16 protein-coding genes are annotated in these 23,955 nt (G+C 69.6%); 5 read left to right on the plus strand and 11 right to left on the minus strand.

Annotated features, from left to right (window positions below):
• Nucleotides 1–6: 6 nt before the first annotated feature.
• Genes SK571_RS20635 through chvE form a run of 4 tightly spaced genes read right to left on the minus strand, consistent with a single transcriptional unit; the run spans nucleotide 7 to nucleotide 6,943 of the window.
• Nucleotides 7–3,081, minus strand: coding sequence for a family 43 glycosylhydrolase (locus tag SK571_RS20635; RefSeq protein WP_319985719.1), 3,075 nt, complete (start codon nucleotides 3,079–3,081; stop codon nucleotides 7–9).
• Between the two features lie 33 nt (nucleotides 3,082–3,114).
• Nucleotides 3,115–4,329, minus strand: coding sequence for a multiple monosaccharide ABC transporter permease (gene mmsB, locus SK571_RS20640; protein WP_319985720.1), 1,215 nt, complete (start codon nucleotides 4,327–4,329; stop codon nucleotides 3,115–3,117).
• Nucleotides 4,326–5,831, minus strand: coding sequence for a multiple monosaccharide ABC transporter ATP-binding protein (mmsA, locus tag SK571_RS20645; protein ID WP_319985749.1), 1,506 nt, complete (start codon nucleotides 5,829–5,831; stop codon nucleotides 4,326–4,328). The genes mmsB and mmsA overlap by 4 nt, the downstream gene beginning before the upstream one ends.
• 26 nt (nucleotides 5,832–5,857) lie before the next feature.
• Entirely contained in the window at nucleotides 5,858–6,943 is a 1,086-nt protein-coding gene (chvE, locus tag SK571_RS20650; RefSeq protein WP_266043986.1) for a multiple monosaccharide ABC transporter substrate-binding protein, read from the minus strand.
• A gap of 262 nt (nucleotides 6,944–7,205) precedes the next feature.
• On the opposite strand from chvE, the gene SK571_RS20655 reads away from it, so the two are divergent.
• The gene (locus tag SK571_RS20655; protein ID WP_319985721.1) at nucleotides 7,206–8,771 is read left to right on the plus strand and encodes an esterase/lipase family protein; all 1,566 of its coding nucleotides are present in this window, start codon (nucleotides 7,206–7,208) and stop codon (nucleotides 8,769–8,771) included.
• A gap of 74 nt (nucleotides 8,772–8,845) precedes the next feature.
• On the opposite strand, the gene SK571_RS20660 is transcribed toward SK571_RS20655, so the two are convergent.
• The 4 genes from SK571_RS20660 to SK571_RS20675 form a co-directional block, all read right to left on the minus strand.
• Complete coding sequence (locus SK571_RS20660) at nucleotides 8,846–11,422, minus strand: glycoside hydrolase family 9 protein (RefSeq protein WP_319985722.1); 2,577 nt, start codon at nucleotides 11,420–11,422, stop codon at nucleotides 8,846–8,848.
• 363 nt (nucleotides 11,423–11,785) lie between these two features.
• Nucleotides 11,786–13,264: an arabinofuranosidase catalytic domain-containing protein gene (locus SK571_RS20665; protein ID WP_319985723.1), complete on the minus strand. Its 1,479-nt coding sequence runs from the start codon at nucleotides 13,262–13,264 to the stop codon at nucleotides 11,786–11,788.
• Nucleotides 13,265–13,308: 44 nt separating this feature from the next.
• Entirely contained in the window at nucleotides 13,309–15,102 is a 1,794-nt protein-coding gene (locus tag SK571_RS20670; RefSeq protein ID WP_319985724.1) for a ricin-type beta-trefoil lectin domain protein, read from the minus strand.
• Nucleotides 15,103–15,223: 121 nt separating this feature from the next.
• Nucleotides 15,224–16,237 carry a LacI family DNA-binding transcriptional regulator gene (locus SK571_RS20675; RefSeq protein WP_319985725.1) on the minus strand — a complete coding sequence of 338 codons (1,014 nt, stop codon included), beginning with the start codon at nucleotides 16,235–16,237 and terminating at the stop codon, nucleotides 15,224–15,226.
• Nucleotides 16,238–16,401: 164 nt separating this feature from the next.
• Here SK571_RS20675 and SK571_RS20680 point away from each other — a divergent pair, with 164 nt between their 5' ends.
• The 4 genes from SK571_RS20680 to SK571_RS20695 are packed head-to-tail and all read left to right on the plus strand — an operon-like array spanning nucleotide 16,402 to nucleotide 21,023.
• Nucleotides 16,402–17,628 carry a sugar ABC transporter substrate-binding protein gene (locus SK571_RS20680; protein ID WP_319985726.1) on the plus strand — a complete coding sequence of 409 codons (1,227 nt, stop codon included), beginning with the start codon at nucleotides 16,402–16,404 and terminating at the stop codon, nucleotides 17,626–17,628.
• 6 nt (nucleotides 17,629–17,634) lie between these two features.
• A complete protein-coding gene (locus SK571_RS20685) occupies nucleotides 17,635–18,504 on the plus strand; it encodes a carbohydrate ABC transporter permease (RefSeq protein ID WP_319985727.1) in 870 nt (289 codons plus the stop codon).
• Complete coding sequence (locus tag SK571_RS20690; RefSeq protein ID WP_319985728.1) at nucleotides 18,501–19,313, plus strand: carbohydrate ABC transporter permease; 813 nt, start codon at nucleotides 18,501–18,503, stop codon at nucleotides 19,311–19,313. Before SK571_RS20685 ends, SK571_RS20690 begins: the two co-directional genes overlap by 4 nt.
• 12 nt (nucleotides 19,314–19,325) lie before the next feature.
• Nucleotides 19,326–21,023: an amylo-alpha-1,6-glucosidase gene (locus SK571_RS20695; RefSeq protein ID WP_319985729.1), complete on the plus strand. Its 1,698-nt coding sequence runs from the start codon at nucleotides 19,326–19,328 to the stop codon at nucleotides 21,021–21,023.
• Here the strand turns inward: SK571_RS20695 and SK571_RS20700 are convergent.
• From SK571_RS20700 to SK571_RS20710, 3 genes are read right to left on the minus strand one after another with little or no spacing between them, the layout of a single operon-like run.
• Nucleotides 21,007–22,194 (minus strand): mandelate racemase/muconate lactonizing enzyme family protein, encoded by a 1,188-nt coding sequence (locus tag SK571_RS20700; protein ID WP_319985730.1) that lies wholly within the window; start codon nucleotides 22,192–22,194, stop codon nucleotides 21,007–21,009. The genes SK571_RS20695 and SK571_RS20700 overlap by 17 nt on opposite strands.
• A gap of 1 nt (nucleotide 22,195) precedes the next feature.
• Complete coding sequence (locus tag SK571_RS20705) at nucleotides 22,196–23,023, minus strand: carbohydrate ABC transporter permease (RefSeq protein WP_319985731.1); 828 nt, start codon at nucleotides 23,021–23,023, stop codon at nucleotides 22,196–22,198.
• The gene (locus SK571_RS20710) at nucleotides 23,023–23,955 is read right to left on the minus strand and encodes a carbohydrate ABC transporter permease (protein WP_319985732.1); all 933 of its coding nucleotides are present in this window, start codon (nucleotides 23,953–23,955) and stop codon (nucleotides 23,023–23,025) included. Before SK571_RS20710 ends, SK571_RS20705 begins: the two co-directional genes overlap by 1 nt.

The raw sequence follows: 23,955 nt of genomic DNA on the forward strand, positions 1-23,955 counted from the left end.
CTCGTATCAGTTGATCAGGGCCCGGCAGTGCTGCGGCCGGATCCGTTGTGGTGCGACGCTCTCCAACGTCGGCGCGACCGGGACGATGGAGCCGTCACGGCCGAACCTCATCCTGTCGATCGTGGTCTCGCGGTGCGTGCCGTCCCCGCCGGGGATGGCGAAGCGGTGGTACACGAGGTACCAGTCGTCGGTGCCCGGCACCTGCAGCATCGAGCTGTGCCCGGTGCCCTTGATCCCGAGCTTCAGGTCCTTGCTCAGGATCAGGCCGCGGTTCGTGAACGGGCCGGTGGGGCTGGGCGCGGTCGCGTACGCGACGCGGTAGTCCTCGCTGCGGGTGTCGTCGATCGACCAGCTCAGGTAGTACGTGCCCTTCCGCTCCACCATGAACAGCCCCTCCCGGAAGTCCGTCAGCCCGGTGAGGCGGGTGATCTTGGCCGGGTCGTAGGAGATCATGTCACTGTTGAGCGGAACGACGTAGGCCTCACCGTTGCCCCAGTAGAGGTACGCCTGCCCGGAGCGGTCGACGAAGACGGCGGGGTCGATGGCCTGGCCTCCGCCGGTGGGGTTGCGCGCGATCAGGGGCTGACCGGAGTCGACGAACGGGCCGGTCGGGGAGTCGCTCACCGCGACGCCGATCTTGGCCTCGGCGCAGAAGTAGAAGTAGTACTTCCCGCCGCGTTCGACGATCGCCGGTGCCCACGCGTTGCGGTCCGCCCAGCTCACGCCGGGACCGAGGTCGAGGATGACACCCTCGTCCTTCCAGTCGACCAGGTTCTTCGACGACCAGGCGGAGAACTTCGTGCCGCTCCAGCCGTCGAAGCCGTCCGTGGTCGCGTAGATGTAGTAGGTGTCGCCGAACGCGACGATGTTCGGGTCGGCGTTGAGGCCCGGCAGCACGGGGCTGCGCATCTCATGGGCCTCGACCGTCCACACCCGACTCTCGCGGCCCGACCGCACGGTGAACTGCCGCGGCTTGCGCAGGTCGACCGGCCCGCTGGGCGTGATGGAGGCACCGGGGGCGAGACCGAAGTCGAGCTGGACCCGTCGCAGGTCGGTGCCCGGTCGCACGGGGAGCACGACGCTGCCCGGTTCGATGACGGCGGGTGCCTTGAGCGAGCTGTGCGCGACCGACCTGATCAGGGTCGCGTTGAACGGGAGCGCCGCCACGTCGGTGCCGGAGAGCGCCCGGTTGTAGAGGCGGACGTCCTTCATCCTGCCGAGGAGCGTCCGGTCCGCCGCGTAGACCGAGCGACCGAGGTAGTTCGCCGCCGTGATCCCGCCGCCGAGGTCGGACGGCTTGGCGGTGACGCCGGTGTTGCGCGCCACCTCGACGCCGTCCAGGTAGAGCACCTCCACCCCGCCGCCGATCGTCAGCGTCACGTTCTTCCAGACGCCACGGGGCAGCGCACGGCCGGAGTTCGCGCCCTGCTCGGTCGTCCAGTTGCCGGTGGCGATCGCGCCGCGGTAGGTGTCACCGGTGCTGAACAGGTAGCCGTTGCCGGTGCCGTTCGGCGCGGTGTTGCCGAAGCCGTACAGGAAGTACGGCGTCTGCTGGGCCGGATCCACCAGCACGTCGGCGGAGATCGTGGCGGCCTGGGCGCCGGTCAGCATGTTGTTCGGCAGCTGGACGTGCCCGCCGCGCAGCGACAGGGACCCTTCGGAGAACGCGGCGTTGCCGGCGAGCACGCCGTCGTAGCCGTGACCGGTGGCGTCAGCGGCGGAACCGGTGAGCGGCCAGTGCGCGACGAGGCCCTTCGCATCGGCCTTCACCGGCGCCGGGGGAGCGGTGAGCCTGGTCAGCTCGGCCTGGGTCACCGGCAGCACCGTGCCGTGGCGCGGGGACGTGGGCAGGCGTGCGCCCGTGGACATCGTCCACTTCCCGGAGGCGAGGTCGGTCGTCTCGAACGGCACGTAGCCGCGGCCGCCGTACTCGTCGATGAAGAGGTACCACTTGTTCTCGGTGTTGGACTTGAACCCGGTCGGGCCCTCACCGGCGCTCAGGCCGGGGCTGGTCGCGGTGGCCTTGCCGATGCACTCGGCGACGAAGTCGTACTTCGGGTTCAGCAGGTCCGCCGACTTCTCCGCGGTGATGTACTTGCTGCACGGCGAGGACGACGAGTTGTTCCGCTCGTCCTTCGTGTACCGGTAGTAGGTGCCGTTGTGCTCGATGACCGTCGAGTCGATGACCGAGTAGCCGGGGTCGATCCACACCTTCGCCGGGCTGAACGTCACGAAGTCGCGCGTGGTCGCGTACATCATCCGGTTGTAGCTGTCGCCCGTGTGGCCGGGATCGTTCTCCGCGTACAGCTTCGAGGCCCAGTAGACGACGTAGCTGCCGCGCTTGGCGTCCCAGAACGCCTCCGGAGCCCACGTGTTGCCCGCGGTCGGCGGCGAGACCTCGACGCTGCGCTGGCGCGACCAGTTCCGCAGGTCCGTCGACTCCCACACCATCAGCGACCGGCTGCCGCTGCGCTGCGCCGCGTCCCAGCCGCGCCCGCCGTTGATCTTCAGATCGGTGGCCAGCAGGAAGAACTTGTCCCCCTCGGGGGAGCGCAGGATGAACGGGTCGCGCACGCCCAGTTCGCCGAGGCTGGACTTCAGCACCGGCTGGCCGCCGTTGACCTCGGAGAAGTCCAGCGGGTTGTTCCCGTTGCTGGCGGCGGCGTAGATCTGCTCACCGATCGGGCTGCCCTCGCCGGTGAAGTAGAAGAAGCTGTAGCCCGCCAGCGGTTCCTTGACGGGCAACGGGGCGACGGTGGCGGTGAGCGCACGGGTGGCGCTCTGCTGTCCGCGGCTCACCTTCGCCGTCAGCACGACCTTGGTGGGTTTGCTGCCGGCCGGAGGGCGGCTCACCTCACCGGTCGGTGTGATCACCTTGCCGTTGGACGACTTCCACGTGATGGTCGTGTCGTTCGTTCCCGTGGTGGGCAGGGTGAGGTGTCCGCGGACGTCGTCGATGTTCGGGACTTCCAAGGCGTTCGCCGCTGTCCGCACGAGCGGTTCGGCGGCGGCCGGCGTGACGGGGAGCAGGGCGGCCGTCACGGCCACGACGACTCCGAAATGGCGCAGGGATGACAACATCTTTGTTGTTCGCCTTCCGGGGATGGGAGGAATTCAGGCGCGTCGCTTGGTCCACACGTCGTAGGCGACCGCCGCGAGCAGGACGAGACCCTTCACAAGCATCACGCGTTCACTGGGCGCGCCGATCAACGACATGCCGTTGTTGATCACGCCCATGATCAGGCCACCGGTGATGGCGCCGACGACCTTGCCGACACCGCCCTGTACCGCGGCGCCACCGATGAACGCGGCCGCGATGGCGTCCAGCTCGAACGACATGCCCGCTGTCGGGCCCGCCTGGTTGAGCCGGCCGGCGAAGATCACGCCGGCCAGTGCGGCCAGCGCGCCCATGTTGACGAACACCCAGAACGTGACGGCCTTGACCTTCACGCCGGACAGCGTGGCGGCCTGCAGGTTGCCGCCGATCGAGTAGATGTGCCGTCCGAACACGGAGTTGCCGGCCATCAGCGAGTAGCCGAGCGCGAGCGCCGCGAGCAGCACCAGCACCCACGGCAGGTTGCGGAACCGGGCGAGCTGCACCACGACCGCCATCACGACGACACCGACGCCGACGATCTTGAGGACGAACACCGGCATCGGCTCGACGACCTGGCCGTAGCCGAGCCGGGCCGCGCGCTTGCGCCACTGCGACAACGCGAACCCCACCACGAACGCGAGTCCGGCGAGCAGGCTCACCAGGTCGGCGCCGCCGAGCGGGCCGAGACCGATGTTGCCGAGGTAGCCGCCCGTGAAGCCGTTCGCCAGCGACCGGATCTCGTCGGGGAACGGCCCGATGCCCTGGTTGCCCAGCGTTGTCAGCGTGAGCGCGCGGAACACCAGCATGCCGGCCAGCGTGACGATGAACGCGGGAATGCCGAAGTAGGCGATCCAGTAGCCCTGCGCCGCGCCGATCAACGCGCCCGAGAGCAGCGTCAGCAGCACCGCCACCGGCCACGGGAGTCCCCATTGGACGGTCAGCACCGCGCAGATCGCCCCGGTCAGCGCCACCGTCGAGCCGACCGACAGGTCGATGTGCCCGCCGATGATCACCAGGATCATGCCGATCGCGAGGATCAGCACGTAGGAGTTCTGCACGATGATGTTCGAGATGTTCTGCGGCTGCAGCAGGGCGCCGTCGGTCAGCACCGCGAACAGCACGACGATCAGCGCGAACGCGACGTAGATGCCCGACTGCCGCAGGTTGATCGAGAACCGCCGCGACCGCGCGGGCGGGGCGGCGGCGGGAGCGGGCGCGATCTTCGTGGTCATGAGCCTTGTCCTCGCGTCATGTACTGCATCAAGCGTTCCTGCGTTGCCTCTTCGCGGCTGACCTCGCCGGTGATGCGGCCCTCCGACAGCGCGTACACGCGGTCGCACAGGCCGAGGAGCTCCGGCAGCTCCGAGGAGATCACCAGCACCGCGCGGCCCTGGGCGGCGAGGTCGTTGATGATCGAGTAGATCTCGTACTTCGCGCCGACGTCGATGCCGCGCGTCGGTTCGTCGAGGATCAGCACGTCCGGGTCGGTGAACATCCACTTCGCCAGCACGACCTTCTGCTGGTTGCCGCCGGACAGCGTGCCGGTCGGCGTCGACACGGCGGCGGTCCTGATGCCCATCGACCTCCGGAACCGTTCCGCGACCGTGTACTCCTCGTTCTCGTTCACCCAGCCGCGGTTCGCGAGCTTGTCCAGTGCGGCGGCGGAGACGTTGCGCTGCACGCCCTCGATCAGGTTGAGCCCGTACTTCTTGCGGTCCTCGCTCACGTACGCGAGGCCGTGCCGGATCGCGCCGCGCACGGTGCGCGTGTCGATCTCCTGGCCGTCCTTGACCACGCGTCCGGAGATGCCGACGCCGTAGGAACGGCCGAAGACGCTCATCGCGAGCTCCGTGCGGCCCGCGCCCATCAGGCCGGCGAGACCGACGATCTCCCCGCGCCGCAACGACAGCGTGGCGTTGTCGACGACCACCCGGTCCGGCTGGGCGGGGCTGTGCACCGTCCAGTCCTCGATGCGCAGCACCTCCTCGCCGATGTCGGGCGTGCGTGGCGGGAACCGGTGTTCCAGGTCGCGGCCGACCATGCCGGAGATGATGCGTTCCTCGCTGAGTCCCTTGGCGGGCAACGTCTCGATGGTCTTGCCGTCGCGCAGCACCGTGACCGTGTCAGCGATCTTGATGACCTCGCCCAGCTTGTGGGAGATGATCACCGAGGTGATGCCCTCGTCCCGCAGGCCGTCGAGCAGGTCCAGCAGGTGCTGCGAGTCGTCGTCGTTCAACGCGGCCGTCGGCTCGTCCAGGATCAGGAGGCTGACCTCCTTGGACAGCGCCTTGGCGATCTCGACGAGCTGCTGCTTGCCGACGCCGAGGTCGTTCACCGGGGTCGTCGGGTTCTCCCGCAGTCCCACGCGGTCGAGCAGCGCCTGGGCCTCGTGGTTGGTGCGGTTCCAGTCGATGAACCCGCGCCGGGACCTCTCGTTGCCCAGGAACAGGTTCTCCGCCACGGAGAGCTGGCCGCACAGCGCCAGCTCCTGGTGGATGATCACGATGCCGCGGCGCTCGCTGTCGCGAATGCCGTCGAACGCGCACGGCTCGCCCTCGAAGAGGATGTCGCCGTCGTACGTGCCGTGCGGGTGCACCCCGGACAGCACCTTCATCAGCGTGGACTTGCCCGCGCCGTTCTCGCCGCAGATCGCGTGGATCTCACCGCGCCGCACGGTCAGGGAGACCTCGTGCAGCGCGGTGACACCCGCGAACCTCTTGGTGATGCCGCGCATCACCAGGATGTCGTCGGACACAGGACCTACCTGAGCTGGTCTGCGGTGTAGTAACCGGAGTCGATCAGTTCCTTCTGGTAGTTCGCCTTGTCCACGGGGACGGGCTGGAGCAGGAACGACGGCACGACCTTGTTGCCGTTGTCGTAGTCCTTGGTGTTGTTGACCTCGGGCTTGCCGCCCTTGAGCACCGCGTCGGCCATCTTCACCGTGACGTCGGCGAGCAGGCGGGTGTCCTTGTGGATCGTGGAGTACTGCTCACCGGCGATGATCGACTTCACCGAGGCGACCTCGGCGTCCTGACCGGTGACGATCGGGTAGGCCTGACCGGCCGCGCCGTAGCCGCCGCTCTTGAGCGCGGAGAGGATGCCGATCGAGATGCCGTCGTAGGGGGACAGGACACCGTCGACCTTGGCACCGCCGTAGGTCGAGGTGAGCAGGTCCTCCATGCGCTTCTGCGCGGTCGCCGGGTCCCAGCGCAGGATCGCGACGGTCTTGAAGTCCTTCTGGCCCGACTTCACGACGAGCTTGCCCTGGTCGATGAGCGGCTGGAGCACGGACATGGCGCCGTTGAAGAAGAACGTGGCGTTGTTGTCGTCCGGCGACCCGGCGAACAGCTCGACGTTGAACGGGCCCTCGCCCTTCGTCTTCAGGCCGGCCAGCAGCGAGTTCGCCTGCTCCACGCCGACCTTGAAGTTGTCGAACGTCGCGTAGTAGTCGACGTTCGGGCTCTTGCGGATCAACCGGTCGTAGGCGATCACCGGGATCTTGGCGTCGGCGGCCTGCTGCAGCTGCGAGGTGATCGCGGTGCCGTCGATCGAGGCGACGATCAGGAGCTTGGCGCCCTTGGTGATCTGGTTCTCGATCTGGTTGGCCTGGGTCGGGATGTCGTTCTCCGCGTACTGGAGGTCGACCTTGTACCCCTTGCCCTCCAGGGCCTTCTTGATGTTGTCGCCGTCGTGGATCCAGCGTTCGGACGACCGCGTCGGCATGGTGACGCCCACCAGCGCACCCTCGCTGGAGGTGGTCTGCTGGTCGACCGTCTTCTGCGCCGAACCACAGGCGGCGAGGGTGACGGCGAGTGCGGTGGTGGCCGCGATCCTGGCAAGCCTCATTGCTTCTCCTCGATGTCACCGACAGGCAACAATGCTGTAGGCGGCGAGTGTTATCGCTAACAACTGGCCCGTCAAGTTTCATCTGGATAACAGCAGGTAGTGCCTGTTAGCGCTCACAGCAGCCACAAACGCCCCGTCGGCAGCCCTGGTCCCGGCGTCACCGTCTCCGCGGAGCCGATCTGCTCCGAACGGGTCAACGAACGTGGCCGCGGGAAACGCCGTGCGGCGTAGGCGCGACCTCCTGGGCAGGTGAGGAGACGCCATGTCAGGTGTGCTGGTCGTGTACGTGCGCGGGTTGACGGAACGCCCGGAAGTGAGTGCGCCGCTGCTCGAGAAGATCCGTGAGCAGGAAGGACTCGCCGCGGAGGACACGTGGCTTTATCCGAAGCCGGTGCGTCCGCTGACCAGGGGGCGGCTCGCGGGCCACGCGCTGCTCCTCTCGGAGTCGATCCAGCGGTACTGGGAGCGCCGGGGCAGCCCTGGCCGGATCATCCTGATCGGACACAGCATCGGCGGTCTGCTGGTGCGCTACGCCTACCTGCAGGCCTTGGGATCGCTCGGCGGGAACTCCCGTTCGTGGGCCCGGCACCTGAGCCGCATCGTGATGCTCGCGACGCCGAACCGCGGGTGGGACGGGAACCGGCTCGGGTGGTGGGGCAGGCGACTGTCCTGGCTGGCGGTGCCGCTGACCCGTGGCTTCGCGGTGCGGGACGCCCTGAGGGGCTCGGCGTTCATGACGGCGTTGAGACTGGAGTGGCTCCGCCGGGTCGGTGCGCTGGGCGACGACGCGCCACTCGTCGTGCAGGTGCGGTCAGGGCAGGACGCTCTGGTCGAACCCGAGGACAGCCGCGACGTGGAGGTCCTGTCCACCGGGGTCCAGCTCGTGCTGCCCGGCGCGAACCACGCGGACGCGCCGTGCGTCGAGGGCCCCGGCGAGACCTATCCCGGTGAACGGTGGGACGTCCTGAAGCTGGCCGTCCTCGGTGAGGTCGGCTCCACCGCGCCGGAGGCGTTGTCCGCGGAGGAACAGCGGTTCACCTCCGTGGTGTTCGTGCTGCACGGGATCCGGGCGGGCAACGACGGCTGGGTGGACCAGTTGCGCGACCAGTTCGACGGCGACGAGACGGTTCGCGTGGAGACGGGGTCCTACGGCCGTTTCTCCGCCTACAACTTCGCGCTGCCGATCACCCGCCGCCGGACCCTGGACTGGTTCCTCGACCAGTACAGCTATGTCCTGGCGCGGCATCCAGGCCTGCCGTTCCACTTCGTCGGCCACAGCAACGGCACCTACATGCTCGGCCAGGCGCTGAAGTACGTGACGCCGATCAAGTTCGACCGCGTGTACCTCGCCGGTTCGGTGTTGCCGCCGGCCTTCGACTGGCTGGCCTGCGCCGACAGGAAGCAGGTCGGCAGACTCGTCAACGTGTGCGCGGGCAAGGACGCACCGGTCGCGTGGCTGTGCAGCGGGCTGCGCGGCTTCGGGATGAAGGACGTCGGCGTCGGCGGGTTCACGGGGTTCCTGAGGCTGCCGGCCGGATCGCAGCAGTTCCGCTACCTGCCAGGCGGACACGGGGAGGCTCTCGTCTCCAGCCGTCTCCCGGCTGTGGCGAGCTTCGTCCTGACCGGACAGTCGGTGGCGCCCGAGGGCCTGGTGGAGTCGCCTGGCGGGATGTTCGGACTGGTGTCGCGCGCCGCTCCCGGGCTCGCCCTCGCGCTGGCGGCCGCCTGGTCGGGCGTCGCGATCTGGCTGGTTCTGCTCAGCCCGCTCCTCCTGGCCGGCCTGGCGGTGTTCACCGTGCTGGTACTGCTGGTGCTGATGGTGGTGTAGCCGGGGAAGCCTCGGCCACGAACGCCAAGCGCCCGCTGCCACCGAAGTGACAGCGGGCGCATCCCTGGTGCAGGTCAGGCGATCTTGCAGGCCTTCCCGTTGATCGTGAAGCCGGTCGGGTCGGTTCCGGTGCCGGAACCGTTGAATCCGATGTGGACCGACTTGCCCGGCTGGACCTGGCCGTTCCACGGCATGCTGGTCGCCGTCACGTCCCGGCCGGTCTGGCTCCACGTCGCCGACCACCCGGCGGTGACCTTCTGGGTGCCGGGGAACGCGAACGCGAGCTTCCACGACGTCCACGCGGTCGTGCCGGTGTTGGTGATCTTCACCTGCGCCGACAGGCCGTCGTTCCACCGGCCGGCGGTGAAGCCGACCTCGCAGTCCGGCTTCGGCGCCGTGGTCCCGGACTTCTCCGCCGCCCAGCCCGAGACCCAGGCGAGCGCGGAGTTCCAGTTCACCGCCACCTCGTTGACCGAGTAGGCGCCGATGTCGTCCACCCAGCACTTCTGCTGCGGGCAGCCGGCGAGCAGGCGCTGCGCCACCGGGTCCTGCAGGGCGCTGTTCGGACCGCCGGACAGCGAACCGGGCGGCGCGATCGGCAGGGTCGGGTCGTTCTGGTTGGCCCAGAACCGGTGGTGCGCGTTGCGCATCGCCTGGTCGCCGTAGCCCGCCACGTACGAGGTGCTCAGCGGGTTGCGGCCGAGGACGTAGTGCAGTGCCTCGAACACGCCGTCGCGGTACTTGGCCGCACCGGTGAAGTCGTGGGCGAGAGCGAGCACCTGGGCGTTGTTCAGGACCGCGGAGTTCGAGCCCCAGACGTACCCGTCCGTGCTGTTGTCGTACGGCGCGGCGTAGCCCATTCCCGCCATGGCGGTCAGGTGCTGGTCCGCGACGGTGGCGAACGCGGACTTGATCGCCGTGACGTCCGCCGCCGGGAGGCCGTTGGGCGCCAGGGCGAGCGTGATGTCGCCCAGCGGCGCCGTGCCGCCCCAGTAGAAGCCGGCCCTGGTCAGGCCTGCCGCCTTGTAGTGCGGCGAGGCGGTGACGTCGGTCCGGTAGGCGCTGTCACCCGTGGTCGCGTACAGCTCCGACGCGGCCCAGTAGAACTCGTCGCTGACGGTGCTGTCGCTGTAGGCGCCACCGCCGGTGCCGTCGTTCGGGTCGGCGATCTTGGCCGGGTTGGCCTTGGCCGCCGTGTAGGCCTTGCGGGCGGCCGTGAGCAACGTCGCCGAGTACGTGGCGTCGATGCCCTTCCACAGCCGGGACGCCTGCGCGGCGACCGCGGCCAGGTTCAGCGTCGCGGCGGTGCTGGTCGCGGACAGCCGGCGCGGCTGGTCGTCCAGTTCGGGCCTGGTCGGCAGGGCCGTCCAGTTCGCGTCGTGGATCTTGTGGTGCGCCATGCCGTCCGGTGCCTGCATCTTCAGCAGGAAGTCGACCTCCCAGCGCGCCTCGTCGAGGAGGTCCGGCACGCCGTTGGTCTTCTCCGGGATGGCGAGCGTGCCGTCGCGGAACGCGGAGGCGTCACCGACGCGGGTGGCCCGCTCGTAGGAGTTGAGCAGCTGCCAGGCCGCGATGCCGCCGTTGACCACGTACTTGCCGTGGTCGCCCGCGTCGTACCAGCCGCCGCGCACGTCGAGCGTGTAGCCGCAGGCGAGGTCGGCGCGGCACGGCACGTTGTTGTCGCCCTGGTTCGGCGCGACGTTGATGTGCCCCGCGGGCCGGGAGTACTCGTCCCCGACGTACTGCGCCTCGATCGGGGTTCCGCTGCGCTGGTGGTAGAAGAACGCGAGCGAGTCGTAGCGCAGCTTCTTGATCGGGTCCGCGGAGATGTCGAACGGGAAGCTGCTGTCCTCACCGACGGACAGCGTGTAGCCGGTGCCGGCCGTGTCGAACGACGAGAAGTCGATCTGGTGCACCGAGTCACCGGACGTGGCGTCCGCGCCCTTGGGCGTGCTCTGGCCGGTGGCGACCGTCGCGCCCGCGGAGTTCTTGAGCGTCCACGTCTGCGGCGTCGTCGCCGTGGAGACGAGGGTCGCCCGCTTGGGCAGGCCCGGCACGTACCCGACCAGGTCGACCTGAACCTTCCTGGTGGGGTTGGGGTTGACGCCGCCGGGCGGCTTCACGCCGCCGACCACGGAGACGTTGTCCACGCAGATCGTGTTGTCGGCGGCCTGTCCGCCCAGCTGGAACGCGACCTGGCCGTTGCCCGCGTCCGGGAAGTCCAATGTGGACGTGAAGGTGAACGTGAACCGCTGCTTCGTCGGGGAGAGCGTGAACTGCTGGCTCGCGATCCCGCGGTACGGGCTCACGCTCTCGCCCGCGGCGGCCGTGATCGGCTGCGCGGTCGTGGCGTGGGCGTCGAACGAGAAGGTGTACGACTGGCCGGTCTCGAACGGGACGCCGTTCTGGCCGATCAGGGCGTCCCACGGGTTCGTGGTGCCGCCGGTGACCGCCGCGCACAACTCGCCGCCGGTGACCCGGTTGGTCACTCCGGCGCCGGCCCACCAGGGATCGGCGGCGCCGCTGTCGAACGTGCCGTTGAGCACGCGTTCGTAGTCTGCCGCCGCGGCGGCGCCCGCGGCCTGGAGTGAGGTCGCCGTCAGCACCGCGAGCAGGGTCGCGGCGAGGAGACGTGGGGGTTGCGATCTCATCGGGATTCCTCCGTGGATACCCCGGCCTTCAGGCCGGGGAGGAAACGGACCTCTGCGGAGCAGGACAAGGACGAGGTTTCGCCTCCAGGGCGAAAGTCCGGTACACCGTCCCTGTGCTGGTAACCCCAGGCGGCAACGGGCTGCGAAGCAGAAAACTCGACCCGCGAGGGAAGAACCTCCCTGCTTCAGTTGGGAGAGAGGTCAAGCTGTGAGGTTCTCCGTCCTCGTCGACGATCGGCCTGGGAGCGCTCCCAGGCCGACCGTAGGCGGAGTTCGGCGGCGGCTACAAGCCCCGTTCGGTCACCGGCGCACTTTCGACGGTCGATTCGACTCGAACCGCCGGGCGTCACCGGTGCGGGCGCGTCACCCGGTAGTCCACTGCTGGTTGCCGCCGCCGTGGCACGTCCACAGGATCGTCTTCGTGCCGTTGGCGGTGGCGGCCCCGTTGACGTCGAGGCAGAGGCTCGACTGCGCGGCGCTGACGGTGCCGTTGGCGTTGAACTGCCACCGCTGTCCGGCTCCGCTGTCGCAGGCCGCGATCACCACCGCGGCGCCGGCCTGGTTGCCGGCCGCGGCCGCGCACCGGGTCGAGTCTCCACTGTAGACGGTCAGCTGGCCGGAACCGGTCCGCGTCCACGTCTGGTTCGCACCACCGTTGCAGTCCCAGATCTGCAGCGGTGTTCCCGCCGTGGAGCTGCCGGCGTTGACGTCCAGGCACCGGCCGGCGGCGACCGAGCGAACCGCTCCGGTGGCGCCGGAGCCCCCGCTGCTGTATCCGGCGGCGATGATGTTCGCCTGCACCGCGTTCTCGGTCGCGTCGGACGGGTAGCCCGACACCATCGCGCCCTCGTAGAAGGTGCCCGCGCTCAGGTTGGCGCCACCGCCCGGTTTGCAGCAGTCCCCGCCGCTGCCGAGGATGATGGCGCCCTGCTTCTTCATCGGGCTGTAGCCGGGCGGAAGCGCGCCGTCCCACAACGTCGTCACGCCACCGGACTGCGCGTTGGCTCCCTTGATGGCGAACCGCGAGGTCCCGTTGTTCTTGAGCATCGCCGTGACGAACCTGTTCGGGAACGCTCTCTGGTTCGGGTTCCAGGACTGGCTGCCGCCGGAGAAGAGTCCCCATTCGAGGTCGGCCTGCACCCACGGGCCGGTGCCGGAGCACCCGCCGAACCAGCACTGCGTGCTGAAGTTGATGGCGTCCATCGCCCCGGCGGCGTCCGCGCTGCGGGTCGTCTCGCTGTTGCCGTAGTCGAAGCAGCAGCCGCCGTTGACGTGCGTGCCGCTGGTGACCATGTACATGCCCTCCGGCGCGCTGCCGGTCGGGACGCCCGTCAGGTGGCCGTCGCGCCAGTAGCTGTTGCCGGGGTTGATGTAGAGCGAGTAGGCCTTGCCGCCGCCGACGGTGAGCGACTCGGAGGTGGCGGTGGCGGGCCTGCTCTGGCTGGAGCCGGGAACGACGCTGGAACCCTGGTACCACAGGTCGTTCCCGCGTCCGGACTGGTCGTAGACGACCGTTATGACGCAGGAGGTGCCTGCGCAGAACGTGTCCTGTGTCGCCGCGTTCGCCGTACCTCCCGCGGCCAGTACGGCGATATCGCGGGTGGCGTTGTCCGACGATCGCCGGACCTGGTAGAGGTTGCCGCCGTACGAGCCGTAGAGCGCCCGCACGGTGCTGTGCGCGGCGACGCAGGGTGTGCCGCCGGCAGCGTAGATGTCGCACGGTCCGGTGCCGGCCGCCGACGCCGGCGCGCTCCCCGGTGTGACGGCCAGCGCCGCCACGAGGCACATCCCGAGTGCGGCGGCCGAACGGCGCCGCGCCTTGCTTTGAGCCTTCACTGTCATGGGTTGCTCCACTGCTTTGTGGATGGACATGACCCGCCTCGGGACTACCGGCCCCAGAGGCGCCAGGTCTGGTTGAGCTCACTGCCCTGGGCGGCGGACTTGCACGCCCACTGGATGATCCGGGCGCCCGCGGCCGTGGAGATCCCGTTGACGTCCAGGCACTTGCCGCTGTGCCGCGCGACCAGCTGGTAGTCGTGCGGGTCGTTGCCGCTGTAGGTGACCTTGCGCAACGTGTACTGCTGACTCGCCGAGCCGGGGGAGCAGGTCTGCTGCACGACGGCGGCACCGTCCGCGATGGAGGGGACGTCGAGGCACTTGCCCGACTGCTGGTTCACGACGGTGTAGGTGCCGGCGACGCCCTGCACGGGCGTGAAGTTCCACAGCTGCTGGTCCCCGCCCTCGCAGTGGAACTGCTGCTGCGGGTTGCCGTCGGTGGTGCCCAGGTTCGTGTTGTCCAGGCACTGCTGGGAGTGCTGCGCGGCGGCGACGGTCTGGAAGCCGCTGTCGCCGGGCGGCAGCAGCGTGACGGTGAACGTCTCGTCGACGCTGTTGTGCGGCACGGTGACCGTGACGTTGTTGCCGGACAACGAGACCACGGAGTTCTGCACGGTGACCGGTCCCTGCACGGCGCCGCCGTTGTTGTACGGGATGCGCTGCACGAGCACCCGCACCTGGTTGTTCTGCACGAGGCCGGTCGTGGTGTCCAGGCGCTGCAACGTGATCGCGACGTTGCCGGTCGTGCTGCCGCCGCCGACGAGGACCTTCGCCACGCCGGTTGCCTTGGTGGCGAACGAGTCGTACGACTGGCTCGGCGTCGTGGAGACGATCTGGCCGGTCTGCGAGCCGTAGAACCGGTAGGCCCACCACTCGCCCTTGGGCTGGTGCTGTCCCGCGGAGTTGCGCACGAGCAGGTTGCCGAGGTCGTTGTGCAGGTTGCCGCCACCGGCCCAGTTGGCACGCAGGCCGTCGGCGCCCGCCCGTTCGAGCCGCGCGATGTACCACGCGCCGTCGCCGGGGTTCTGCTCGTTGGACGCACCGTACTCGTTGATCTGGTACGGCCGCGGGTGTGGGATGCCGCGCGCGTCGAGCGTCGAGTTCGCGACCGCCACGTTCGCCACCGGATCGCTCGGCAGCGCGTGCCAGCTGAAGATGTCGGGCACGACGTTGTTCGCGCGCACGAAGTCCAGGTACTGGGTCCACCAGCCGCCGTTCGACGGCACCCCGGCATGGCTCGGCCCGACGATCAGGTGAGCGGGGAACGCGGCACGGACGCGCTGGTGCGTGCGGCGCCAGAGCTCGAAGTACTGGGACTGCGGCCGGTTCCAGAACAGCGTGATGTTGGGCTCGTTCCAGAGGTCCCACTGCACCGGTGCGCCCGTCGCCCGGACGTCCGCGATCAGGCGGGTGAGGAAGTTGTCGTAGTCGGTCCAGTTGCCGTTGTCGCCGGGGAAGCGCGAGATCGGGTACCCGTCGGCACCCCACAGGTCGTGAGGCAGCAGGACGAACTCGCCGCCCAGTGAGCGGGTGCGCAGGAGCTGGGCCCTGGTGGCGTTCCAGCGGCGGTCGTACTTCCCCGACACCCAGCCGCCGGGGCTGTCGAGCTGCGCGCCGCCCGCCCTCATGGCGCGGAACCTCACGTCGCGGAAGAAGTGGTCGGCGGGGCCTGCGGCGTTCTCCGTCATGCCGTAGATCCAGCCGGACGCGCGGTAGGTCGGTGCGCCCTTGGTGACGGAGAAGTCGACGCTGATGGACTCGTTCGCGGCCTGGGCGGGGGTGGTGAAGGCGAGTGCCGACGCCACGACGGCCAGGAGGACTGTGCTGGTTCGTCGCTGAACCATGTGGGACTCCGTAACGGGTCAGGGGTGACGGAGAATCGAACCGGTTCGATCGAGAAATGAAGGTACGCCCGAGCGACGAGGCACAGCAATGGACCGGAGGGTCGAACCGATTCGTCTCCGGTCAGCTCCTGCGACAGGCTCCGGTGCTGGAGCGCAGGGTGATCGGCGGAGCGAGCAGCGCGTGCCGCGGCGGCGCCGACGGGTCGGCGATCTGCTCCAACAGCAGGTCGACGGCGAGCTGTGCCATCTGCCCGGCGGGGACGTCCGCCGCCGTCAGCGGCGGGTGGAAGTCGACGGCCAGCCGGTCGGCGATCACGCCGGTGAGCGAGAAGTCGCGGGGCACGTCGAGCCCGGCGCGGTGCAGGGCGCGCTGCACGCCGGGCAGTGCGGCCTCGTTGATCGTCACGGCCGCCGTCACGTCCGGCCGGCGCTCGAGGATCTCCTCGAAGCAGGCGAGACCGGCCGCCGGGTCGTCGGCGCAGCACACGTCGTGCGCCGTCATGCCGAACCCCTCCGCGGTCTCGAGGAAGCCGGCCGACGCGCGCATCGCGGGGCCGTAGCCCGACGCGACCAGCTCGTCCGAGCGGTTGATCAGGACGACGTGCTCGTGCCCCAGGTCGGCCAGGTGCCGCACGCAGCGGCTGATCAGGCCCGCGTAGTCGACGTCGACCCATCGGGACGCGCCGGAGTCCGCGACGTGGCCGATCGTGACGAACGGCAGGCCGGAGCTGGTGAGCCGGTCGACCCTCGGATCCCGCAGGAGGATCTCCATCAGGATCACCCCGTCGACCCTGCGGCCGGTCACGACGCGGTCGAACGACCTGTCGTGGTCGCCACCGCTCGGGGACAGCAGGACGTCGTGGTCGTACGCGGCGGCCACCTCGACGACGCTGGCGACGAAGCTCAGCTGGACGTCGGTCAGCCGGGTGCTCGCGGGCGGGATCACGAGCCCGAGTGTCCTGGTGCGCCCCTCGGCGAGCGCGCGGGCGCTGGCGTTCGGGCGGTAACCGAGCTCGGCGATGACGTCGTTGATCCGCCGCACGGTCGCCGCGGAGACCGGTCGCTTGCCGCTCAGCGCGTACGACACGGTGCTGCGCGACACACCGACCCGCTTGGCGATCTCTCCGATGTTCATGCCCGTTCCCGTCTCCGGTCCGTCGAATGAACCGGTTCGACCATCGACAATCGTAGGCCACCGCCTCTTGCCCCGTTTCGTTCGACACGGCTACGTTGGCGCGGCTGCTCCAAATCGAACCGGTTCGATGAATGTCGTCAACGAAGTCGGCAGGAAGGACCAAGATGCGACGCGCGGCTGTTCTCAGGCTCCTGACCGCGGCCTGTCTGGCCGTCTCCGCGACGGCCTGCTCCTCCGGACCGGGCGGCTCCGCGCCCGGCACGTTCTCCGTGTGGGACCCGTACCCGCAGTTCGCCGCCGGCTCCGAGTGGGCGCGGACGATCGAGGGGTGCGCCGAGCAGGCGGGGGTGAAGGTGCAACGGCAGGCCTACGACACCACGGACCTCACCGGCAAGGTGCTGCTCGCCGCACAGCAGCGCACCGCCCCGCACGTGCTGGTGGTCGACAACCCCGTGGTCTCCACGCTCGCCGAGGCCGGGGTGCTCAGGCCGAACTCCGACGTGGGTCTCGACGCCTCGCAGGCCTCCCCGAACCTCGTGGCCGCGGGAACGTCGAACGGGCAGACCTACGGCACGCCGATCGGCGCGAACACGCTCGCCCTCTACTACAACAAGGCGGTTCTGGACGCTGCCGGCGTCGACCCCGCGTCCGTCACGGACTGGGCGTCGCTGGACGCCGCTCTGGGCAAGGTGAAGGCCGCGGGCAAGAAGGGCATCACGTTCTCCGCGATCGGTACCGAGGAGGGCAGCTTCCAGTTCCTGCCGTGGTTCTGGGGCTCGGGTGCCGCGCTCGCCGACCTGTCGTCCGCCGACGCGGTCAGCGCGCTGGCGTTGTGGAAGTCCTGGCTGGACGAGGGACTCGCGCCCAACTCCGTGGTCGGCAACACCCAGACCACCAGCTGGCAGGAGTTCGCCACCGGGGAGTACGCGTTCGCCGAGAACGGCACCTGGCAGCTGCAGAACGCGAAGAAGACCGGCTTCGAGTACGGCGTGATCGCGATCCCCGGCCGCACCGGGGGCACGGCGCCCGCGCCCACGGGCGGCGAGTTCGTCACCGTTCCGGCGCAGGACGACAAAGGCACGGAGACCAAGGCCGCGCAGATCGCCACCTGCCTGACGGCACCGGACCGGGTGCTCGCCACCGTCACCGCGCTGACCTACGTCTCGGCCGTGCCCTCGGTGCGGGAGCAGCAGGTGGCCGCGTCGCCGGAGCTCAAGGTCTGGGTGGACGCCGTGCAGAACGCCAAGGGCCGCACGGATGACAACCTCGGCACCCGCTATCCCCGGATCTCGCAACCGTTGTGGGCTGCCGTGCAGGCCGCGCTCACCGGTGCGAAAACGCCGGAAGCGGCCTTGAAGGACGCTCAGGCCGCCGCGGCGTCCGCGAAGTAGCCGCCGGTGCGCACGCGACTCACGGGATGGGCGTTCGTGCTCCCGCTCGTGGTGTACCTGCTGGTGTGTTACGCGTATCCGTTGTACACCAACGTCGATCTGAGTCTGCGGAACCACACGGTGCGGACGTTCGTCCAAGGCGGTGCTCCGTTCGCCGGATTCACCAACTACGCCACCGTGTTCGCCGACCAGGCCTTCCGGACCGCCCTGCTGCACACGGTGGTGTTCACCGCCGTGTCGCTGCTGTTCCAGTACACCATCGGCCTCGCGCTGGCGGTGTTCTTCGCCCGCCACTTCCCGCTGTCCGCGACCCTGCGCGCGTTGTTCCTGGTGCCCTGGCTGCTGCCGCTCATCGTGTCCGCGTCGACCTGGGCGTGGTTGCTCAACAGCGAGTCCGGGCTGGTCAACGCTGCATTGGGCGCCGTGGGCATCGGTCCGGTCAACTGGCTGACCTCACCGTCGTGGTCGCTGGTGTCCGTCGTCATCGCCAACATCTGGATCGGTGTGCCGTTCAACCTCGTGCTGCTGCACAGCGGGTTGCGCGGCCTGCCGCCCGAGCTGCACGAAGCGTCCTCGTTGGACGGAGCGAGCGGCTGGCAGACGTTCCGCCACGTCACGTTCCCCCTGCTGCGCCCGGTCTCGGCGATCACCCTGCTGCTCGGCCTGGTCTACACGCTCAAGGTGTTCGACATCATCTGGATCATGACGAAGGGCGGGCCGAGCGGATCGTCCTCCACGCTCGCGACCTGGTCCTACGAGCTCGGCTTCGGTGGGGCGCTGCCCCGGTTCGGGCCGAGTGCCGCGGTGGGCAACGTGCTGATCCTGATGGCGCTCGCGGCGGGCCTGGTCCACATCCGCGCACAGGAGCGCACATGAGGACCCGGTACTGGCGCACGGCGGCCGGACTGCTGATGACCGCGGTGATGCTGTTCCCGGTCTACTGGATGGTAGTCGTGTCGCTCACACCCGCGCGGGACATGCGGAAGTCGCCGCCGAGCCTGTTCCCGGCCGCGCCGACACTGGAGGGCTACGAAAGGGTGCTGCGCGAACAGTTGCCGTACTTCGGCACGAGCCTGCTGGTGGCACTGGGAACGGTCGTGCTCACCCTGGCGCTGGCAGCGCCGGCCGCGTACGCGCTCGCGAAGCTGTGGCCGGAGGGGCGGCGCGCGTTCGGGTTCGTCCTGCTGGTCGCGCAGATGATCCCGGGGATCATCATGGCGCTCGGCTTCTACGGCATCTACGTCCGCCTCGGCATCACGAACACCGTGTGGGGCCTCGTCCTGGCCGACTCGACGGTCGCGGTGCCGTTCGCCGTGCTGGTGCTGACCGCGTTCATGGCCTCGGTGCCGGACGAGCTGCTGCAGGCCGCCCGGATCGACGGCGCGGGACCGTGGCGCGCGTTCGTCTCGGTCGTCCTGCCCGCGAGCCGCAACGGCGTGATCACGGCGGCGCTGTTCTCGTTCCTGTGGGCGTGGTCGGACTTCCTGTTCGCGGCCACGCTCGACTCGGGTGGGGCGCTGCAACCACTGACGCTCGGCATCTACCGCTACATCGGCAACAACAACCAGGAGTGGAACTCCATCATGGCCACAGCGGTGGTCGCGTCCGTACCGGCGTCCGTGCTGCTCGTGGTGGCGCAACGCTTCGTCGCCGCCGGGCTCACTTCCGGCGCCGTGAAGGACTGAGAGGGGTCCGGCGTGACAACCGAGTTCTCCGTGCGTGAGATCCCCTTCAGCCGGTACGGGGCGTGGTTCTGCCTATCCCCGGTGGTGGGGCTCAGCTCCTACGACGAGGACGTGCACCTCGTGTCGCACCGCAACGGCATGCACCCGGTGCTCTCGTTCGTTCCGCTGTCGGGCGGCGAGCGCGTGCCGGTCGACGTGACCGCGGACCCCTCGGCACTCACCTGGCGGGCCGGAAGTGGCAGCGTCACGGCGGTGTTCTCGTCACCGGACGCGGTGCGGCTGCGCGGTACGGGCCTGGGCCTGCGAATCAGTGCGGTGCAGAGGACGCTGACCCCGTTCACCGGCACCTACTTCTTCGCCGACCCCGCCGGTGGGCTCGTCTTCACCTCCTACGAGACCGGGTACCGCCTGCGCCTCACCATCCATTCCGGACAGTGGCGGTCGTGCGGCGACCAGGAGCTCGGGGAAGCGGAGCGAGGGGTCGTGCTGGACGAGCACGAACCCTGGGAACTGACGATCGAGGAACTCGGCGCGGCCCGTCCGCTGTCCCGGCCCGCGAACGACTTCGACGACGCCGTGGCGGACGTGCGAGAGGAGTTCGGCCGCTTCGCCGAGGCCGTGGCACCCTGGCGCGGCGACCGCACCCCGGCCGCCGAGCTCGCCTGCTACGTGCTCTGGTCGGCCACCGTGCGGCCCGCCGGGTTCGTCCACCGGCCCGCCGTGCTGATGTCCAAGCACTGGATGGACAAGGTGTGGAGCTGGGACCACTGCTTCACCGCGCTGGCCTTGGCCCCCGGCGTGCCCGGACTCGCCTGGCAGCAGTTCCAGGTCGTGTTCGACCACCAGGACGAGCAGGGTGCGCTGCCGGACTCGGTCACCCATTCGGAGGTGCTGCGCAACTTCGTCAAACCGCCGGTGCACGGATGGGCGCTCTCCCTGCTGCGGCAACGACTTCCAGGCGGGCTTCCCGATGCCGGGCCGACGTACCGGCAGCTCCGCGCGTGGACCGCGTTCTGGCTGGAGCACCGGACCGCCCCCGGCAGCTCGTTGCCGCACTACGAGCACGGGAACGACAGCGGGTGGGACAACTCGACGGTGTTCCGGGAGGAACGCCTCGTCCGTTCACCCGATCTCGCCGCCTTCCTCGTGTTGCAGCTGAAGGAGCTCGCCCGGCTCGCCGCCGAGGCGGGGGACGAGCCGGCCCGGTGGTCGGAGCAGGCGGACGCGATGCTCGCCGCACTGCTCGACGAGCTGTGGCGTGGCGACCGCTTCGTCAGCCAGGGCGTGGCCAGCGGGACGAAACGGCACAGCGCGAGCCTGCTCGACCTGATGCCCGTGGTGCTGGGGGAGCACCTGCCGCAGGAGGTCTTCGACGCCCTGTGCGCCGGTGTCGCCAAGCACCTCACCTCCGTCGGCCTGGCCACGGAGGAGCCGGGATCGCCCTACTACGAGCCCGACGGCTACTGGCGCGGGCCGGTGTGGGCGCCGGCCACCGTGCTGATCGAGGACGGCCTGCGCCGCGGCGGTGCGGTGGACCTGGCCGACCAGCTGAGTGCACGGTTCCGGGCCACGTGCGAGAAGTCCGGGTTCGCGGAGAACTTCGACGCGCTCACCGGCGAGGGACTGCGCGACCGCGCCTACACGTGGACGGCCGGCGCCTACCTCCTGCTCGCCGGGGAGTTCGAACGCAGCGCTACACCCCGGCGTTGAGGACAGGACTGCCGGTCTCCTCGCCCGCCTCCACCGCGTGCAGGCGCCGGCCCGCCCGCTCGGGCCGGATGTGCGTGCCGCCGGCCGCCGGGTGGGGGAGCAGGTGGCTCGACGCGGCGATGGTCTCCTCGTCGAGCCGCACGCCCAGCCCGGGGCTGTCGCCGAGGACGTAGGCGCCGTCCTCGACGTGCAGGTCGAGGGAGACGCCCACCGCGGGACGCAGGTCCTGCAGTTCGCTGACCAGGTGGTTGGGCACCGACGTGGCGCCGTGCAGCAGGCCGATCGGGCTGGTGCCGATGGGACTCACGGGCAGGTCGTGGGCGTGCGCGAGGGTGGCGACGCGGAGGAAGTGGGTGATGCCCCAGACGCCGGCCGTCTGCACGACGTCGACGGCGCCCGCCGCCATGAGCGGGCGGTGCTGTTCGAGCCCGGTGAGGTTCTCGCCGGTGGCGACGGAGGCGTGGATCCCGCGGCCGACCGCCGCGTGGCCCTCCACGTCCCAGCGCCGGACGGGCTCCTCGACCCACGTGAGGTCGAAGGTCCGTTCGAGCTCGGTGACGTAGCGGACCGCCTGCTTGCGCGTCCAGGTCTCGTTGACGTCGAGCATGAGGCTCGGCCGCGCTCCGCCGCCCGCCTCGGTCAGGACGTCCCGGACGAGGGCGAGCCGGTGCCGGTCGCGGTCCACGTCGAGGCCGCCCTTGATCTTGGCCGCGCGCAGCCCGCGATCGGCGTAGATCTGGTACACCGCAACGAGTTCGTCGTCGGTCAGCGCGATGTCCAGTGCCGAGGCGTAGGCGGGAACGCGGCGGTCGCGGCCGCCGAGCAACCGCCACAGCGGTTCGCCCGCCGCCTGGGCCTTGATGTCCCACAACGCGCTGTCGAACGCGCCGATGGTGCCGAACACCGCACCGGCGTGACCGGCCTTGAACACCCGGCGCAGCATCCGGTCGTACAGGGCGGTGACGCAGCGCGGGTCCTCGCCCTCGATCGCGGCGAAGACGGCCTCGATCTCCACGTGCGGGCCGAGCCCGACGCCGGTGAGGCCCGCGTCGGTCTCCACGACGACGATCGGGACGCGGACGATTCCGTCGGGGATCACGCCGTTGGCGTCGCCGACCGGGCGGCCCCAGTCCTGGATCGTCGTGAGCGTCCGGTAGCCAGTGATGCGCATGTCAGCCCTTCGTGGACCCGGCGGTGACACCGTCGGCGATCTGGCGTTGCAGGAACAGGTAGACGACGAGGACGGGAACCGCGGCGATCAGCACGCCCGCGGCGAACGTGGGGATGTCGTCGGAGTACTGCCCGCGCAACGACGTGACACCGACCATGAGCGTGCGGTGCTCCGCGGACGGCATCATCAGCAACGAGATGAGCACGTCGTTCCAGCAGAACAGGGCGTTGAGCACACCGACCGACAACAGCGCGGGCGCGCCGATCGGGAGCATGATCCGCCAGTAGACCCCGTACACCGAGTTCCCGTCGATGCGCGCGGCGTCGACGATCTCCGCCGGCACGGTGGCGTAGTAGCTCGTCAGCAGGAAGATCGTGAACGGCAGGAACTGCGCCACGTACGCGAGGACCAGGCCGGGGTAGGTGTCGATGAGACCGGTGTCCGCCATCGTCCGCGCCAGCGGGACCATGATCACCTGGAACGGCACGAACAGCGCCGCGAGGATCCCCAGGAAGAGCGCGGACGAGCCGCGGAACCGCAGTCGCCCCAAAGCGAAGCCCGCCATCGAGCCGAGCAACAGCAGCAGCGCGACCGAGCACGTCACGACGACCACGGAGTTCAGGAAGTACCGGGACATCCCGACGCTCGTCCACGCCTTGACGACGTTGTCGAGGCTGAACGAGTCCGCCGGGGAGAACCGGTCGAGGACGTACTCGCGGCGGGTCTTCATGGCGACGTTGGTGGTGAACACCAGCGGGTAGATCGTGGCCAGGGCGAGTGCGGCCATCGGGACGGCGGCGACCCACCTGGCCGGCCGGGTGCCGGGCATCAGTCCTCCTTGCCGGCGGCGCGGCGCAGGATCGCGATCTGCGCCAGCCCCACCACGAGCATGATCACGAACAGCGCGGTCGAGGCCGCGGAGGCGAGCGCGGGCTGGTTCAACCGCCCCTGCTGGATCCAGATGTAGTACTCGGGCAGGTACGTCGACCCCTCCGGCCCGCCGCTCGTCATCACGTAGAGCAGGCCGAACATCGAGGTCAGCATGCCGATCATGGTGGTGACGAGGACGAACTGGATAGTGCGCTTGAGGCTCGGGACGATCACGTGCCGGACGGTCTGCGGGAACGACGCGCCGTCCACCCTCGCGGCGTCGAGCAGCGACTGGTCGAGGGTGGCGAACCCGGCCAGGAAGACGACGAGCGCCATGCCGAACGTCGCCCAGACGTGCACCGCGACGACGACGAAGAACGCCACGCCGGGATCACCGAGCCAGTCCACCGGCCCGATCCCCAGGCCGCCGAGCAACCCGTTGAGCGGTCCGTCGAACGCCAGCAGCAGGGTGAAGATCGCGCCGACGATCACCGGCGAGAGCACCGCGGGGAAGAAGTAGACGCCGCGGTAGACCCGGTGTCCTGGCACGCGCAGGTAGATGAACGTGGCGAGCAGCCCGGGGATCGCCACCGCCACCGGGAGCAGCAGGACGAGCAGCCCGACGTTGCGCAGTGCCGTGCGGAACAACGGATCGGAGAACAGGGTCGCGTAGTTGTCGAGGCCGACCATGACACCGTCGCGGTCACCGTCGCCGGTGAAGGAGAAGTTGACGCCCAGCACCAGCGGCCACAGGCGCAGCCCGACGATGATCAGGACGGCCGGGGCCACGAGCACCAGGGGAGCGAGGCGCTCGGCCCGTGAGCCGGACCGGCGCCGCCTCGTGGGCCCGGCCGGAGCCGGGCGCACGGGGGAGAGAGCGGGTGCCGCCAC

The sequence above is a fragment of the Lentzea kristufekii genome (assembly GCF_033949925.1).
GTDB lineage: Bacteria > Actinomycetota > Actinomycetes > Mycobacteriales > Pseudonocardiaceae > Lentzea > Lentzea kristufekii.

Coding starts and splice junctions, on each gene's coding strand:
- SK571_RS20635 (WP_319985719.1), bottom strand. CDS start 3,081: ATGTTGTCATCCCTGCGCCATTTCGGAGTCGTCGTGGCCGTGACGGCC.
- mmsB (WP_319985720.1), bottom strand. CDS start 4,329: ATGACCACGAAGATCGCGCCCGCTCCCGCCGCCGCCCCGCCCGCGCGG.
- mmsA (WP_319985749.1), bottom strand. CDS start 5,831: ATGCGCGGCATCACCAAGAGGTTCGCGGGTGTCACCGCGCTGCACGAG.
- chvE (WP_266043986.1), bottom strand. CDS start 6,943: ATGAGGCTTGCCAGGATCGCGGCCACCACCGCACTCGCCGTCACCCTC.
- SK571_RS20655 (WP_319985721.1), top strand. CDS start 7,206: ATGTCAGGTGTGCTGGTCGTGTACGTGCGCGGGTTGACGGAACGCCCG.
- SK571_RS20660 (WP_319985722.1), bottom strand. CDS start 11,422: ATGAGATCGCAACCCCCACGTCTCCTCGCCGCGACCCTGCTCGCGGTG.
- SK571_RS20665 (WP_319985723.1), bottom strand. CDS start 13,264: ATGACAGTGAAGGCTCAAAGCAAGGCGCGGCGCCGTTCGGCCGCCGCA.
- SK571_RS20670 (WP_319985724.1), bottom strand. CDS start 15,102: ATGGTTCAGCGACGAACCAGCACAGTCCTCCTGGCCGTCGTGGCGTCG.
- SK571_RS20675 (WP_319985725.1), bottom strand. CDS start 16,237: ATGAACATCGGAGAGATCGCCAAGCGGGTCGGTGTGTCGCGCAGCACC.
- SK571_RS20680 (WP_319985726.1), top strand. CDS start 16,402: ATGCGACGCGCGGCTGTTCTCAGGCTCCTGACCGCGGCCTGTCTGGCC.
- SK571_RS20690 (WP_319985728.1), top strand. CDS start 18,501: ATGAGGACCCGGTACTGGCGCACGGCGGCCGGACTGCTGATGACCGCG.
- SK571_RS20700 (WP_319985730.1), bottom strand. CDS start 22,194: ATGCGCATCACTGGCTACCGGACGCTCACGACGATCCAGGACTGGGGC.
- SK571_RS20705 (WP_319985731.1), bottom strand. CDS start 23,023: ATGCCCGGCACCCGGCCGGCCAGGTGGGTCGCCGCCGTCCCGATGGCC.